This window comes from Micromonospora sp. SL1-18 (genome assembly GCF_047921505.1).
Lineage (GTDB): Bacteria > Actinomycetota > Actinomycetes > Mycobacteriales > Micromonosporaceae > Micromonospora.
The window spans coordinates 105,289-120,080 of record NZ_JBLROA010000005.1; the positions used below are offsets into that span (position 1 = coordinate 105,289).

The 14,792-nt window shown below is 70.6% G+C and carries 9 protein-coding genes and 1 tRNA gene; 5 read left to right on the forward strand and 5 right to left on the reverse strand.

Annotated elements, in window-relative coordinates:
* Window positions 1-132: 132 nt before the first annotated feature.
* Together ACNAW0_RS03810 and ACNAW0_RS03815 are read right to left on the reverse strand one after the other, a co-directional pair.
* Complete coding sequence (locus ACNAW0_RS03810; protein ID WP_416286282.1) at window positions 133-2,271, reverse strand: MMPL family transporter; 2,139 nt, start codon at window positions 2,269-2,271, stop codon at window positions 133-135.
* Window positions 2,272-2,456: 185 nt separating this feature from the next.
* A tRNA-Asn gene (locus tag ACNAW0_RS03815) sits at window positions 2,457-2,529 on the reverse strand.
* Between the two features lie 298 nt (window positions 2,530-2,827).
* On the opposite strand from ACNAW0_RS03815, the gene ACNAW0_RS03820 reads away from it, so the two are divergent.
* From ACNAW0_RS03820 to ACNAW0_RS03840, 5 genes are all read left to right on the forward strand, one after another.
* The gene (locus ACNAW0_RS03820; RefSeq protein ID WP_416286283.1) at window positions 2,828-3,193 is read left to right on the forward strand and encodes a hypothetical protein; all 366 of its coding nucleotides are present in this window, start codon (window positions 2,828-2,830) and stop codon (window positions 3,191-3,193) included.
* 261 nt (window positions 3,194-3,454) lie between these two features.
* The gene (locus ACNAW0_RS03825) at window positions 3,455-6,790 is read left to right on the forward strand and encodes a ThuA domain-containing protein (RefSeq protein WP_416286284.1); all 3,336 of its coding nucleotides are present in this window, start codon (window positions 3,455-3,457) and stop codon (window positions 6,788-6,790) included.
* 84 nt (window positions 6,791-6,874) lie between these two features.
* Entirely contained in the window at window positions 6,875-7,948 is a 1,074-nt protein-coding gene (locus ACNAW0_RS03830) for a sugar phosphate isomerase/epimerase family protein (RefSeq protein WP_416286285.1), read from the forward strand.
* 104 nt (window positions 7,949-8,052) lie between these two features.
* Entirely contained in the window at window positions 8,053-9,237 is a 1,185-nt protein-coding gene (locus ACNAW0_RS03835) for an ROK family protein (RefSeq protein ID WP_416286286.1), read from the forward strand.
* A 183-nt stretch (window positions 9,238-9,420) separates the two neighbouring features.
* Complete coding sequence (locus tag ACNAW0_RS03840) at window positions 9,421-10,929, forward strand: M28 family metallopeptidase (RefSeq protein ID WP_416286287.1); 1,509 nt, start codon at window positions 9,421-9,423, stop codon at window positions 10,927-10,929.
* A gap of 93 nt (window positions 10,930-11,022) precedes the next feature.
* Here the strand turns inward: ACNAW0_RS03840 and ACNAW0_RS03845 are convergent, their stop codons facing one another.
* From ACNAW0_RS03845 to ACNAW0_RS03855, 3 genes are all read right to left on the reverse strand, one after another.
* Complete coding sequence (locus tag ACNAW0_RS03845) at window positions 11,023-12,033, reverse strand: sugar phosphate isomerase/epimerase family protein (protein WP_416286288.1); 1,011 nt, start codon at window positions 12,031-12,033, stop codon at window positions 11,023-11,025.
* Window positions 12,034-12,294: 261 nt separating this feature from the next.
* Window positions 12,295-13,362, reverse strand: a complete 1,068-nt coding sequence (locus ACNAW0_RS03850) for a polyprenyl synthetase family protein (protein WP_416286289.1) — start codon at window positions 13,360-13,362, stop codon at window positions 12,295-12,297.
* The gene (locus ACNAW0_RS03855) at window positions 13,359-14,753 is read right to left on the reverse strand and encodes an alkaline phosphatase family protein (RefSeq protein ID WP_416286290.1); all 1,395 of its coding nucleotides are present in this window, start codon (window positions 14,751-14,753) and stop codon (window positions 13,359-13,361) included. Before ACNAW0_RS03855 ends, ACNAW0_RS03850 begins: the two co-directional genes overlap by 4 nt.
* Between the last annotated feature and the right edge of the window lie 39 nt (window positions 14,754-14,792).

Genomic DNA, 14,792 nt, shown 5'->3' on the forward strand with positions numbered 1-14,792 from the left:
CCCGACCGGTGGATCACGGGCCACCACCAAACTCAGCGTCGTCGCCGCCGTACGAGCACGATGGGCAACGCGAGGATAACAGCGGGCAGCCAGCCGACCGCGACCATGCCCCAGCGCACGCCGGCGTCGGGGTCAGCGGGCACGCCCCACCGCCGCACCGGTCTGGTCGCCGTCGCGGACGCCGCGGGACAGCCTGCTCGGCCACCAGATGACCGGCCCGAGGTCGTACGCGAGCGCGGGCACCAGCAGTGACCGGACGACGATGGTGTCTAGCAGCACCCCGATGGCGACCGCCACGCCCAGCTCGACCAGCGGCACCAGCGGCAGCACGGAGAGCGCGGAGAAGGTGGCGGCGAGCACGATGCCGGCGGAGGTGATCACGCCGCCGGTGACGGCGAGGCCGGCAAGCACACCGGCCCGGGTGCCCCGCCGGACCGATTCCTCCCGGACCCGGCTCATCAGGAAGATGTTGTAGTCGATGCCGAGGGCGACCAGGAAGACGAACGCGAAGAGCGGGAACGACTGGTCGACGCCGGGATAGTCGAGGAGATACCGGAAGATCACTCCGCAGAGGCCGAGCGTGGCCAGGAACGACAGCACCACGGTGGCGATCAGCAGGATCGGGGCGACCAGGGCGCGCAGCAGCAGCGCCAGGACGATTGCGATGACCAGCAGCACCACCGGGATGATGACGTTACGGTCCCGGGCGGAGGCGTCGGCGGTGTCCACGTCGACGGCGGTGAAGCCACCCACCACGGCGTCGGCGCCGGCCACCTTGTGCACCGCCTCGCGCAGGTTGCGGATGGTCCGCTCGGCGGCGTGACTGTCCGGCGGGTCGACGAGGGTGGCATCCAGCTGCACCCGCCCGTCGACCACCTTGGGTGGCGCGTTCGGCTCGGACGGCTCGCCCGGTCCCGCCCCGGTGAACGGTCGGACGGCCGACACCCCCGGTACGCCCTGGGCCACCTGGGCGACCTGCCCGGCGGTGGCCTGTTTCGTGAAGATCATGGCCGGGCTGCCGGTGCCGGCCGGGAAGTGCCGGGCGATGACGTCCTGCCCGGCGACCGAGTCGGTGCGCTTCGTGAACAGCTGCGACTGGCCGAGGGTGGTGATGCCGAGCTGGGTGAGTCCCAAGATCATCACGGCCAGCAGTACGGCGGTGACCAGCCAGACGGTCCGGGCCCGCCGGGCGACGAAGCCGGCGACCCGGCCCCAGATGCCGTGCTCGGCCTGCGCATCGGCGTGGTCGAACCGGGGCCGCCGGGGCCAGAACGCCCACCGTCCGCCGAGCAGCAGCAGCGCGGGAAGGAAGGTGAGCATCACCAGCAGGGTGGCGGCGATGCCGACGGCGGCGACCGGGCCGAGCGCCCGGTTGGAGTTGAGGCTGGACAGCAGCAGGCAGAGCAGGCTGGCGATGACGGTGACGCCGGAGGCGATGATCGCCGAGGCGGCCCCCTTCCACGCGGTTTTCAGCGCGGCCCAAGGCTGGTCGTGCCGGTGCAGTTCCTCGCGATAGCGGGCGATCAGCAGCAGCGCGTAGTCGGTGCCGGCGCCGAAGACGAGCACGGTGAGGATGCCCTGCGCCTGACCGTTCAGCTTGATGATGTCGTTGCTGGCCAGGTAATAGACGAAGATCGAGGCCAGCGAGTACGACATGCCGGCGGCGAGCAGCGGAAAGATCCACAGCACCGGGCTGCGGTAGACGATCAGCAGGATGACCAGCACCACGACCAGGGTGACCAGCAGCAGTGGCCCGTCGATGGCGCCGAAGATCTCGATCAGGTCGCCGAGCAGTCCGGCCGGTCCGGCCACGTCCACGGTGAGCCCGTCCCGGTCACCGCCGGCGATGTCGCGTAGCCGGGTGACGACCTGTCGGATCTGTTCGCCCTCGGTGCTGGCGACCGGGACGATCACCTGCACGGCCTGACCGTCCTGGCTGACGATCGGCGGCGGCAGCGGACTGACCACGCCGGGCACCTGGGCGAACCGGGCGGCGTCGGCCTGGACGCGCTGCTGGTCGGCCGGGGTGATGCCCGAGGTGCGCTCGTAGACGATGAGGGCCGGGGTGGTCTGCTTCGGCACGAAGCCGGTGGAGAGGTCCATCGCCCGGGTCGCCTCGGCGTTCGGGGGGAGGAAGGCGGAGTTGTCGTTGGTGGCGACGTCCCCGAGCTTGCCCGCGTACGGGCCGGCGATCACGCCGACAACCAGCCAGCCCAGCACGACCGCCACCGCGACCAGCGTCGCAGTCCGGCGGCTCGGTCCCCCGGCCATCTCCACCCGTCCTCGGCCCGATGCACAAGTCGACTCGGCGAAAGTTTGAGCCGACATCGCCCATCCTGCCGGGCAGAACAGCATCAGGTGGGTGAAACCAGGCGCTGCGGCGGGACCGGCCACCGGGCCGACACGAACGAGTAACGCCCGCCGGCCTGGGCCGACGGGCGCTGGGTGGAGTTGAGCTCCCCCGATTGGACTCGAACCAATAACCTGCCGGTTAACAGCCGGCTGCTCTGCCAGTTGAGCTACAGGGGACCGTGCGCCGCCCGATTGTCGGATCTCTCCGCACCGTGCGACGGGGACAAGAATACAGGACATCGGGGGGTGGCGCGCCAGGGGGTTACCCCGCCGCCCGCGCCCCGCACCGGAGCCGTCGCGGAGAGCCGGAATCCATCCGTAATTCGGACAAATTGCGTTCCCGACCCAAGAAGGCATGAGCGGAGAGCAAGATGGGTAGTTAGCCGCCGACAGAAGACTCAGGCGCGAGATGGTCGCTCCCGCCGGGCAGGGCCCGGCCGGGAACGGCAGCGCGTCAGGTACGGAAGGAGCCGCCATGCGCGGAAAGATCATGTTTCTTGGCGGGCTGGCTGCGGGATTCGTCCTGGGCGCCCGTGCCGGCCGGGAGAAGTACGAGGAGCTGATGGTCCGGGGCCGCAAGGTGCTCGACCACCCGACCGTCCAGGAGGCGGCGGGTGTCGCGCAGGCCCAGGCGACCCGACTCTATGCCGAGGGCAAGGACAAGCTGGGGCAGACCAAGCTCGGCGAAAGGCTCACCAGCGGCAACGGCAGCAAGCAGGGGCCGACCCCGGCCGACAAGCCGTTCGCCGGCACGCCCGCCGGGGCCGGCGCCAAGTCCGGTTCGAGCAGTGCGGGCTCGAGCCCCAAGTCGTCCGGCACGGGCAGCACCAGCAAGCCCTGACGCCATCCGAGCAGCGGGCCGGTCACGATCGGTGACCGACCCGCTCTCGTCTGTCCGAGCAGGACCAACCGACCCCTTTTGCTGTCCTCGAATGAAAGTGGGAGCGATTCATCCAAAACTTTTGCTCCCGGCCCTCTTTTCTTTGATCGCATACACAAATATCGTCTCGCATAGAACCTGGCCAGGCTCTCGTCACCCCCCGCGACCTCCTCAGCCTCGTCCCGGCGCTGAGGCGGACCCGCCCGACCAGAGCGAGGTTCGATGCGTAGACCCTTCGGCCGTAGGGCCGCCACCCATTTCAGCCTGCTCGCCCTCGTCGGCGCAACGCTCGTCGCGACGGCGCAACAGACCCCGACCCCAGCGCAGGCCGCGCCGGTGCTCACCGCCCCGGCACCCAACAGCAACGGCATCCAGTACAAAGTGCTCGTCTTCACCCGCTCGGCCGGCGGCAACAACGCCGCCACCGAGGCCGGTGTCGAGGCCATCAAGCAACTCGGGCAGGAGCGGCGCTTCACCGTCGAGGTCACCAACGACGCCCGCAAGTTCGACGAACCACACCTGAAGCAGTTCCGCACGGTGGTCTTCCTGAACACCGCCGGCAACGTGCTCAACAACGACCAGAAGGCGGCCTTCGAGCGCTACTACCGTGACGGCGGCGGCTTCGTCGGCGTCCACTCCGCCATCGAGGCCGAACCGGACTGGTCCTTCCTGACCAACCTGCTCGGTACCCGGGCCAAGGGCGCGCCGTCCGACGCCAGCAATGCGACGGTCACCGTCGCCGACCGCGTCCACCCGGCCTCGGAGGCCCTACCGCAGCGCTGGAGCACCACCGACCAGTGGTACAACTTCGCGGCCAACGTCCGGGGCGTCTCGCACGTGCTGGCCACGGTGGACGAGAAGACGTACACCGGCGGCAAGATGGGCTTCGACCACCCGATCACCTGGTGCAAGGACTACCAGGGCGGACGGTCGTTCTACACCGGGCTCGGGGCCACCCCGGAGAGCTACGACAGCGTCGACCTGCGCGCCCACCTCGGTGGCGCGATCCAGTGGGCGGCCGGCGTGACCGACGGCGACTGCGGCGCCACCGTGCTGGCCAACTACCAGATGACGGTGATCGGGGCGCAGCCCAACGTCAACGAGCCGATCGGCTTCGACGTGCTCCCCGACGGCCGGGTGATCCAGACCGACCGGCGCGGCGGCGTACGCCTGCACAACCCGGAGAACAACACGACCTCCGTGCTGGCCCAGATCCCGGTCTACACCCACAGCGAGGACGGGATGTACGGCCCGGCGATCGACAACGACTTCGCCACCAACAAGTGGGTCTACCTCTACTACGCGCCACCGCTGAACACCCCCGCCGGGGGCGCGCCGACCACCAGCACCGACCCCACCGCCTGGGACCAGTGGAAGGGCTACTTCCAGCTGTCACGCTTCAAGTTCGTCGACGGCGAGACCCCGTCGCTGGACCTGAGCACCGAGCAGAAGATCCTTCAGGTGCCGGTCGACCGGGGTGCCTGCTGCCACGTCGCCGGTGACATCGCGTTCGACTCGAAGAACAACCTCTGGCTGGTCACCGGGGACGACACCCCGGCCGGCGGCGGCGGGTCGGGCGGCTTCGCGCCGTTCAACGACTCGGTCAGCGCCACCGGCGTCTACCAGGCGCCCTTCGTGGACGCCCGGCGCAGCTCGGCCAACACCAACGACCTGCGTGGCAAGATCCTCCGGATCACGGTGGGCGAGGACGGCTCGTACACGGTACCGTCGGGGAACCTGTACCCCGCCGGCACGGAGAAGACCCGGCCGGAGGTCTACGCGATGGGCTTCCGGAACCCGTTCCGGATCACCCTCGACAAGAACGACGTCGCCTACATCACCGACTACTCCCCCGACTCCTCGACTCCGCAGGTCGGCCGGGGACCGGCGGGCACCGGCCGGATGATGGTGGTCGACAAGCCGGCGAACTACGGCTGGCCGATGTGTGTGCAGCCGAACCTGCCGTACATCGATGTGGACTGGACCACGAGCCCCGTCACGCCGAAGGAGCCGTTCGACTGCGCCGCGCCGAAGAACACCTCCCGGCACAACACCGGCCTGACCGACCTGCTCCCGGTGGAGAAGTCCGAGCTGTGGTACTCGTTCCAGGCGCCGACCCCGTGCCCGGAGTCGTACCTGTCGACGCCCACCAAGACCTGCCCGGTGCTCTTCCCCGAGCTCGGTACGGGCGGTGTCGGCCCGCACGGCGCGGCGAAGTACGACTACGACCCGAACCTGAAGTCGGAGACGAAGTTCCCCAAGTACTACGACCAGGCGATCTTCTTCGGGGAGTTCACCCGGGACACCCTCAAGGAGATCCGGCTGGACGACCAGGGCGAGATCCTGAAGATCAACGACCTGCTCAACTGCGGTGACGGGCCGCCGACTCCCGCCAAGCCGTTCCTCTGCGACAACCCGATGGACATGAAGTGGGGTCCGGACGGCAACTTCTACCTGCTGACCTACGGCGACGGGTTCTTCAACATCAACCCCGACGCCGCGATGGTGAAGTTCAGCTACGTCAAGGGCCTGCGGGCGCCCAACGCCGTAGTGTCGGCCACCCCGACCAACGGCCAGGCACCACTCACCGTCCAGTTCTCCAGCGAGGGCTCCAACGACCCGGACCCCGGCGACTCCATCACGTTCGCCTGGGACTTTGACGGCAACGGCACGATCGACTCGATCGACCCGAACCCGACGTTCACCTACACCAAGAACGGCGTCTACACGGCTCGGCTGACGGTGACCGACTCCAGCGGCAAGAAGTCGTCGGCGAACACCACCATCACGGTGGGCAACACCGCGCCGACGGTCACCGTCGACACCCCCGTGGAAGGCGGCTTCTTCAACTGGGGCGACGACATCCCCTGGTCGGTGACGGTCACCGACCCGGAGGACGGGCCGATCGACTGCAGCAAGGTCGAAGTGACCTTCGTCCTCGGACATGACGAGCACGGCCACGGCGAGGCCAACCAGTTCGGCTGCTCGGGCGTGCTGCCCACGGAGGCCGATGACGCCTCGCACGGCGGCTACATCTACGGCGTCGTCAGCGCGTCCTACACGGACAAAGGCGCGAACGGGCAACCGCCGCTGACCACCGTGGCCCAGAACGTCATCCAGGTGAAGCGGCAGGAGGTGGAGTTCGCCCGAGACCAGTCCGGCACGACCGTCGGCAGTAGCGCCGACACCGGCGGCGGCCAGCAGCGGGGCAGCCTGGATCCGGGTGACTGGATCGCCGTCAACAACAAGGTCAACCTGACCAACATGTCGTCGGTGACGTTCCGTACCTCGGGCGGGAGCGCCGCCACCGCCGGGCAGCCCCGGTTCGGGATCGAGTTGCGGCTCGACCGACCCGACGGCCCGCTGCTCACCACCGCGACCATCAACGCGACGTCCGGCAACAACGCGTTCAGAAGCACCACCGTGCCGATCACCGATCCGGGCGGGTCGCACAAGCTCTACCTGGTCTTCACCACCGTCCCCGGTGGTCCGGCCAACGGCTTCGGCAACCTCAACTGGGTCAACTTCAACGGCCCGGGCATCGGCATCACCCCGTGACGCCGGAGTCGGGGGCCGCCGGACGGCGGCCCCCGACCGGCCCGCTCCCCGTACACCCCCGTCACCTGAGAGAGGCAGCACGAGATGAACAACAGCACACCCGGAATGAGCCGCCGCCGCATGCTCGGCGCCATCGCCGGGGCGGCGGGCGCCGTCGCCGCCGGCGCCGCCGGCCTCGCGCCGTCGGCCGCCTTCGCGAGCAACGGCGTACTCGTCCCGCCCGGCAAGCGGGGCATCATCCTCTACAGCGTCCGCGACCGGATCACCGCCGTCCCCGACGAGACCGGCGTGCCGTACGGGTTCGAGCAGGTGCTCGCCCGGCTCGCCGAGGTCGGCTACAAGGAGGTCGAGTTCGCCGGGTACACCCAGCACACCTCGATCCTCGGCCGGCAGATCACCCCGCAGGAGATCCGCAAGGTCCTCGACGACAACGGGCTGCGGGCCAACGGTTCGCACGCCTCCGTGCCGGGCACGGTCACCCCGGCCACCATCGCCCAGTTCGAGCAGACGCTCGACACCGCCGAGATCCTCGGCATGACCCACATCGGCACCGGCAGCGACCCGACCAGCAGCAACTACAAGGCCGACTGGGACGCCGCCGCGGACCGGTGGAACACCTTCGGCGAGATGGCCGCCGCCCGAGGGCTCAAGCTCTACACCCACAACCACGACGTGGCGTACAACTTCCTGCGGGACAGCGGGCCGCTGGACGCGCAGGGCCGGCCGACCCGGTCCTCGGGCATCCGGAAGCTGGAGTACTTCTTCGGGCTCACCAACCCGGAGTGGGTCTGGTTCGAGATGGACATCTACTGGGCGCACGTGGCGCAGCACCGGTACCGCAGCTACACCGACCCGGACGGTGTGACGCAGACGAACATCTTCGACCCGCTGGCCACCGTGCAGGTCCGGACCAACCGCTTCCCGCTGTTCCACGCCAAGGACGGCGCTTTCAACCCAGCCACCACCAACGGCTACGACATGGTGCCGCTCGGCCAGGGCGACATCGACTACGGCACCTTCTTCGCCAACATGGGGGCCAAGGGCTACCACAACCCGATGTGGGAGCAGGACAACGCCCCGGGCGGTGCCGCCGACCCGGGCCGGTCGCTGCGCTACGCGGAGGTCAGCTACCAGCACATGTCGGGTCTGCGGGGCTGACGGATCCGACCGGCCGCAGGGGCCGCCCCCGGTTACCGGGGGCGGCCCCCTCGCGTCACCGGCCGTAACAGCGGTGTGGCACATTCCGGTGGGAGGTGGTCACGATGACGATGATCGGACCGGAGAACGCGGACCAGGCACGGCTGCTGCGCCTGCTGCGCGACGACGGCCCCCGCTCACGGGTGGAGCTGCTCGACGTCCTGGGCCTGCCCCGGGCCCGGTTCGGCGCGGAGGTGGACCGGCTCGCCGCGCAGGACCTGGTGGAAACCGCGGGGCCGGCCGCGTCGCGGGGCGGTCGCCGCTCGTCGCTGCTCCGGATCGCCGGCCGGGTCCGGTTCGGCGCGGTGGCCGTCGGCGAGGGGCGGCTCGAGGTCGCGCTCACCGACGGTGAGTTGACCATCATCAACCGGTACGCCGAGCCGGTCGACGTACGCCTCGGGCCGGAGGCGGTGGTGGGGCGCGCGGTCGAACTGCTCGCGAAGCTGCAGGCCGAGGCCGGGCTGGCCCGGCTGACCGGGGTCGGGGTGGCCCTGCCCGCGCCGGTCGCGGTTCGCGAAGGCAACCCGGTCTCCTCGCCCGCGCTGCCCGGCTGGCACCAGTTCCCGGTCCGCGGCACCATCGCTGCGGAGCTGGGCTGCCCGGTGCAGGTCGACAACGACGCCAACGTGATGGCCCTCGGCGAGCACCATGCCGGCACCGGCCGTGCGTTCGACGACTTCCTCTACGTCAAGCTGGGCAGCGCGATCGGCTGCGGGCTGGTGCACGGAGGGGCGCTGTACCGGGGCGCGAGCAGCGGGGCCGGCGATGTCGCACACCTCCAGGTCAGCGAAGACGGGCCGCTGTGCGGCTGTGGCCAGACCGGCTGCCTGGAGGCGTACTGCGGGAATGCCGCGCTGGTCCGGCAGGCGGTGACCGCCGCGCGGGCCGGGCGCTCGACGGCGCTCGGCGACCGGCTGGCCGAGTCCGGCACCCTGACCATCGACGACGTGGCCGCGGCGGCGACCGGCGGTGACCCGACCGCGCAGACGATGGTCCGCGCCGCCGCCCGCCGGCTCGGGCAGGTGCTGGTCAGCCTGGTCAGCTTCGTCAACCCGGCCATCGTGATCATCGGCGGCGCGCCGCTGGGCATCAGACCCGTGCTGCTGGCCGAGATCCGCGGCGTGGTCTACCGGCGCTCGACGCCGCTGGCCACCGACAGCATGCCGATCGTCCTCTCCGACCTCGACGATCGGGCCGCCCTGGTCGGCGCCGCCCGGCTGATCAGCGACCAGGTCTTCGCAGCCCGCTGAGCGCCGCCGGTCCGGCCGCCGCCCGACCGGGGGCGGCCGCCGCGTCCCAGGGGGTGCGGAACATCACTTCCATGGCTATGCTCACCGGACTTCCCCAGGCTCACCGGGCCGACCCATCCCGTGAGCCTGGCTGGCCAATAGGAGGACATTGTGGTCTCCCGCAAAGCCTGGCAGCGTGGTGCGGTGGCAACCGCGACCGCGGTGCTGGTCGGCGTCGCCACCGCGGCGCCGGCAGCGCACGCCGAACCCAACAACAACAATTCACAGAAGCTGCGGGCGGCAGTCACCGCCGACGGCATCATCAAGCACCTCAAGGCCCTGCAGCGAATCGCCGACGAGAACGGTGGTACGCGGGTGGCCGGCTCGGCCGGCTACGACCGCTCGGTCGACTATGCCGAAGGCGTGCTCCGCGCGGCCGGCTTGCAGGTGAGCCGGCAGCCGTTCCAGTACCAGACGTTCATCTCGCACGGTCCCGGCCTGCTGCAGCGGGTTTCCCCGTCGCCGGCCGCCGACCTGCGGAACGTGTTGATGAGCTACTCGGGCAGCGGCGACGTGACCGCGTCGGCGTCGGTGCCGACCGGCTCCGCCTTCGGCTGCACGCCAGGGGACTTCGGCCCGGCCAACGCCGGCACGATCATCCTCATCAGCCGTGGCGGAAGCACCGACACCCTTTCCTGCAGCTTCGGCTTGAAGGCCCGCAACGCGTTCAACGCCGGGGCGGCCGCCGTGGTCATCTACAACAACACCACTGGCGATCTGAACGGGACGCTGGGCGAGGACTTCACGCTCGACTTCGCGGCGACCGGCATCACCCAGGAGCTCGGCCAGCAGCTCGTTGCGCAGGTCCCCAGTGGCCTGAAGCTACGGGTCAAGGCCGACACCTTCCGTGGTAAGGCCACCGCTGAAAACCTCATCGCCGAATCGGTCTGGGGCGACCCGAACAACGTGGTGATGGCCGGTGCCCACCTGGACTCGGTCTCCGCTGGCCCCGGCATCAACGACAACGGCTCGGGCAGCGGGTCGCTGCTGGAGATCGCCACGCAGATGCGCAAGGTCAAGCCGAAGAACAAGGTCCGCTTCGCCCTCTGGGGTGCGGAGGAGTCCGGCCTGATCGGCTCGGAGCACTACGTTGCCAACCTGTCGGCGGCAGAGACCAAGAAGATTGCTCTCTACCTGAACTTCGACATGGTGGCCTCGCCCAACTACGTGCGGTTCGTCTACGACGGCGACAACTCGGCGTTCCCGGTCGGCACCGGGTCCGCTCCCGGGCCGGCCGGCTCGGGCGCCATCGAGCAGCTCTTCCACGACTACTTCGCCTCACAGGGGCTGGCATCGCGGGAGACGCCGTTCTCCGGGCGTAGCGACTACGGGCCGTTCATCGCCGCAGGCGTGGACATCCCGTCCGGTGGCCTGTTCACCGGCGCCGAGGGCATCAAGACCGCGGACGAGGCGGCGGTCTTCGGTGGCACTGCGGGCAGCCCGTACGACTCGTGCTACCACCAGGCCTGCGACAACATCGACAACATCAACAAGCAGGCGCTTGAGGAGATGTCGGACGCGGTCGCGCACGCCGTGATCACGTACGCCTTCGACACCAGCAGCCTGCACGCGCCGGTCCAGGGCAAGGGACCGGGTGCCGGCGACAGCGGTGGCGGTGGCCTGCACGACCACGACCACGAGGTCACGCAGTAACCGTCCGGCCAACCAGACCGGCAACTGCACCGAAAGGGCGGGAGGCGACCGAGGTCGCCTCCCGCCCTTCCCAGTTCGTAGCGACCGGAAGGATTAATCCCGGCTGCTGCTGAAGGCGGCGTCGAAGGCGGCGGCCGGCGCGTCGAAGGCGAGCCGGCGTACGAACTGCAACGCCTCGGGCGCACCGACCAGCCGGTCCATGCCGGCGTCCTCCCACTCGACGGAGATCGGGCCGTCGTAACCGATCGCGTTCAACGCGCGGAAGCAGTCCTCCCACGGCACGTCGCCGTGGCCGGTGGAGACGAAGTCCCAGCCGCGCCGCAGGTCAGCCCAGGGCAGGTGGGAGGAGAGTCGCCCCCGCCGGCCGTCACCGGTACGCACCTTCGCGTCCTTGCAGTCGACGTGGTAGATCCGGTCGGCGAAGTCGAAGATGAAGTTGACCGGGTCCAGCTCCTGCCAGACGAAGTGCGACGGGTCCCAGTTCAGCCCGAACGCCGGCCGGTGGCCGATCGCCTCCAGCGTCCGCTTGGTGGTCCAGTAGTCGTACGCGATCTCGCTGGGGTGCACCTCGTGGGCGAAGCGCACGCCCACCTCGTCGAAGACGTCGAGGATCGGGTTCCACCGGTCGGCGAAATCCTGGTAGCCGCGTTCGATCATGGCCGGCGGGACGGGCGGGAACATCGCCAGGGTGTGCCAGATCGACGAGCCGGTGAAGCCGACCACCGTCTTCACCCCGAGCTTCGCCGCCGCGCGGGCGGTGTCCTTCATCTCCTCGGCGGCCCGCCGGCGGACGCCCTCCGGCTCACCGTCGCCCCAGATCCGGGCGGGCAGGATGTCCTGGTGCCGCTCGTCGATCGGGTGGTCGCAGACCGCCTGGCCGACCAGGTGGTTGGAGATGGCGAAGACCTTCAGGTTGTGCTTGGCGAGGGTGGCCCGCTTCCGGTCCACGTACGACTCGTCCGCGAGCGCCTTGTCGACCTCGAAGTGGTCACCCCAGCAGGCGATCTCGAGGCCGTCGTACCCCCACTCGGCGGCGAGCCGGCAGACCTCGTCGAACGGAAGATCGGCCCACTGGCCGGTGAAGAGCGTGATGGGTCGCGCCATTGTCCTTCTCCCCTGTCGTGATGGGGATTCCGTAGCGGACCGGGGCGAGGGCGACCGGATGCGGACGACCCCGACGGGCACCGGTGGGCGCGGTCGCACCTGGGCCCGACGGGTTGCGCCTCCCGTCGGATCACCGGCCACCTCGCGGTCGCCGTCCTCACTCTATTTCTGCCGCACGGTTCGCGGAAGGCCCCACCGGTGCGGGTCCGCTGTTAAGAAGGGGACCCTTTACTACGCCAGGCGTTAATAGGGGGCCCCTCCTTACACCTCGCGGTGTGCGGCGCGGGTGGTGAGGTCGGTGAGGGCCGCCCGGGCCGGCTCGGCCAGCGGCAGCCCGTCCAGCGCGGCGCGGGCCTGGCCGACGCGGGCCTGGATCATCTCCTCGACCCGCTCGCGCGCGCCCGTGGCCTCGATGACCCGCCGCACCTCGGCCGCGCCCCCGTGGTCCAGCTCGGGGTCGCCGACGAGCACCCGCAGCCGCGCCGCCTGAGCCGGGCCGGCCGCCTGCCGGGCCAGCGCCATCAGCACCGTCGGCTTGCCCTCGCGCAGGTCGTCCAGGTTGGACTTGCCGGTCGCCGCCGGGTCGCCGAATACGCCGAGCAGGTCGTCGCGGAGCTGGAAGGCGTCCCCGAGCGGGTCGCCGAAGTCGGCCAACGCCGCCACCGCCTCAGGGTCGGCACCGGCCAGGGCGGCGCCGATCTGCACCGGGCGGGTCACCGTGTAGCGGGCGGTCTTCATCCGGACGACCACGAGCGCCGCCGCCACCGAGCCGTCGCCGACGGCGGAGACCACGTCCAGGTACTCCCCCGCGATCACCTCGGCCCGCATCTGCGCGAAAACGGCGAGACCGTGCCGAACCCGGGCGGGATCCAGCCCGCAGCCGTGGAACATCTGCCCCGACCAGGCGGCGCAGAGGTCACCGCAGAGCAGGGCGGCGTCCCGGCCGTACGCCTCCGGGTCGCCGCACCAGCCGGAGCGGGCGTGCAGGTCGGCGAAGCTCCGGTGCACCGTGGGCTGGCCGCGCCGGCGGTCGCTGCGATCGAGAATGTCGTCGTGAATCAGGGCGAACGCGTGGAACAGTTCCAGCGCCGCCGCCGCGGCCACGATCGGGGCGCCGTCGGGGCCGCCGAAGCCCCGCCACCCCCAGTAACAGAAGAGGGGCCGCACCCGCTTGCCACCGGCGAGGACGAACCGGTGCAGCACGGCGTGGACGACCGCCGTACCGTCGTCCGACCAACCCGCCCGCTGCCGATCCAGGAACGCGGCGAGCGCGGCGTCGAAGCGGTCCCGCAGCAGGGCAGGGTCGGTCGGTGCGACGGTGACGGTCATGGCGCCTCCCTGGCCAGTCCGGCGAGCTGAAGCAGCAGAGCCTTCACGTCGGCCGCGGCCAGCCGGTCCCGGGCCGCCGACGGGTCGGAGCAGAGCAGCACCGGCCCGTCGGCCGGGTCGGCGGGCAGCCGGCCGTGCGAGCCACGGACCGCCCGCGCCCCGGCGTCCAGCCCGACCACGCTCATCAGATAGCGCAGGCCGAGCTTCTTACGGGCCAGCGCCACCGCCGCCCGACGCTTCGCGGCGCCCGGGGCGGCCGGGTCGAAGAACAGCTCGGCCGGGTCGTAGCCGGGCTTGCGGTGGATCTCCACCAGCCGGGCGAAGTCGGGCGCGCGCGCGTCGTCGAGCCAGTAGTAGTAGGTGAACCAGGCGTCCGGCTCGGCCACCAGCACCAGTTCGCCGGAACGGGGATGGTCCAGCCCGTACCCGGCCTGGCCGGTCGCGTCCAGCACCTCGGCCACCCCGGGCAGCCCGGCGCAGAGCTTCGCCACCGCCGGCAGGTCGGCCGGGTCCTTCACGTACACGTGCGCCACCTGGTGGTCGGCGACCGCGAAGGCCCGCGACGTCCAGGGATCGAGGTACTCCATCCCGGCCTGGGTGTAGACCCGCAGCATCCCCTCGGCGCGCAGCAGCCGGTTGACGTCCACTGGGCGGGAGACGTCGGTGATGCCGTACTCGGAGAGCGCCACCACGGTGGCGTCCCGCTCCCGCGCGGCGTCCAGCAGCGGGGCCAGCACCGCGTCCAGCTCGGCCGCCGCGGCGGCCGCCTCCGGCCCGGACGGGCCGAAGCGTTGCAGGTCGTAGTCGAGGTGCGGCACGTAGACCAGGGTCAGGTCGGGGTTGTGGTCGGCGAGGATCCGCTCGGCGGCCCGGCAGATCCACCGGGACGACGGCAGCCCGGCGCCCGGCCCCCAGTAGGTGAACAGCGGGAAGGTGCCGAGCGCGTCGGTGAGCTCGTCGCGCAGCTCGGGCGGGTCGGTCCAACAGTCCGGCTCCTTGCGCCCGTCCGCGTGGTAGATCGGCCGCGGGGTGACCGTCCAGTCCACGTCGGCGCCCATCGCGTACCACCAGCAGACGTTGGCCACCCGGTAGCCGGGCTCGACCCGGCGGGCCGCCTGCCACAGTTTCTCCCCGCCGACCAGGGCGTTGTGCTGCCGCCAGAGCAGCACCTCGCCGAGGTCTCGGAAGTACCAGCCGTTGCCGACGATCCCGTGGCCGGCAGGCGGTTCTCCGGTGAGGAAGGTGGACTGCACCGAGCAGGTGACCGCCGGCAGCACCGTGCCCAGCTCGGCGACGAAGCCCGCCTCGGCGACCGCGCGCAGCCGGGGCATGTGCGCCAGCAGGCGCGGCGTCAGCCCCACCACGTCGATGACCACCAGCCTGCGGCTCATGTCGGCACCTCGCTTCGCTCGGCACCGCCACGAGGCACC

Coding starts and splice junctions, on each gene's coding strand:
- ACNAW0_RS03810 (WP_416286282.1), bottom strand. CDS start 2,271: ATGGCCGGGGGACCGAGCCGCCGGACTGCGACGCTGGTCGCGGTGGCG.
- ACNAW0_RS03820 (WP_416286283.1), top strand. CDS start 2,828: ATGCGCGGAAAGATCATGTTTCTTGGCGGGCTGGCTGCGGGATTCGTC.
- ACNAW0_RS03825 (WP_416286284.1), top strand. CDS start 3,455: ATGCGTAGACCCTTCGGCCGTAGGGCCGCCACCCATTTCAGCCTGCTC.
- ACNAW0_RS03830 (WP_416286285.1), top strand. CDS start 6,875: ATGAACAACAGCACACCCGGAATGAGCCGCCGCCGCATGCTCGGCGCC.
- ACNAW0_RS03835 (WP_416286286.1), top strand. CDS start 8,053: ATGACGATGATCGGACCGGAGAACGCGGACCAGGCACGGCTGCTGCGC.
- ACNAW0_RS03845 (WP_416286288.1), bottom strand. CDS start 12,033: ATGGCGCGACCCATCACGCTCTTCACCGGCCAGTGGGCCGATCTTCCG.
- ACNAW0_RS03850 (WP_416286289.1), bottom strand. CDS start 13,362: ATGACCGTCACCGTCGCACCGACCGACCCTGCCCTGCTGCGGGACCGC.
- ACNAW0_RS03855 (WP_416286290.1), bottom strand. CDS start 14,753: ATGAGCCGCAGGCTGGTGGTCATCGACGTGGTGGGGCTGACGCCGCGC.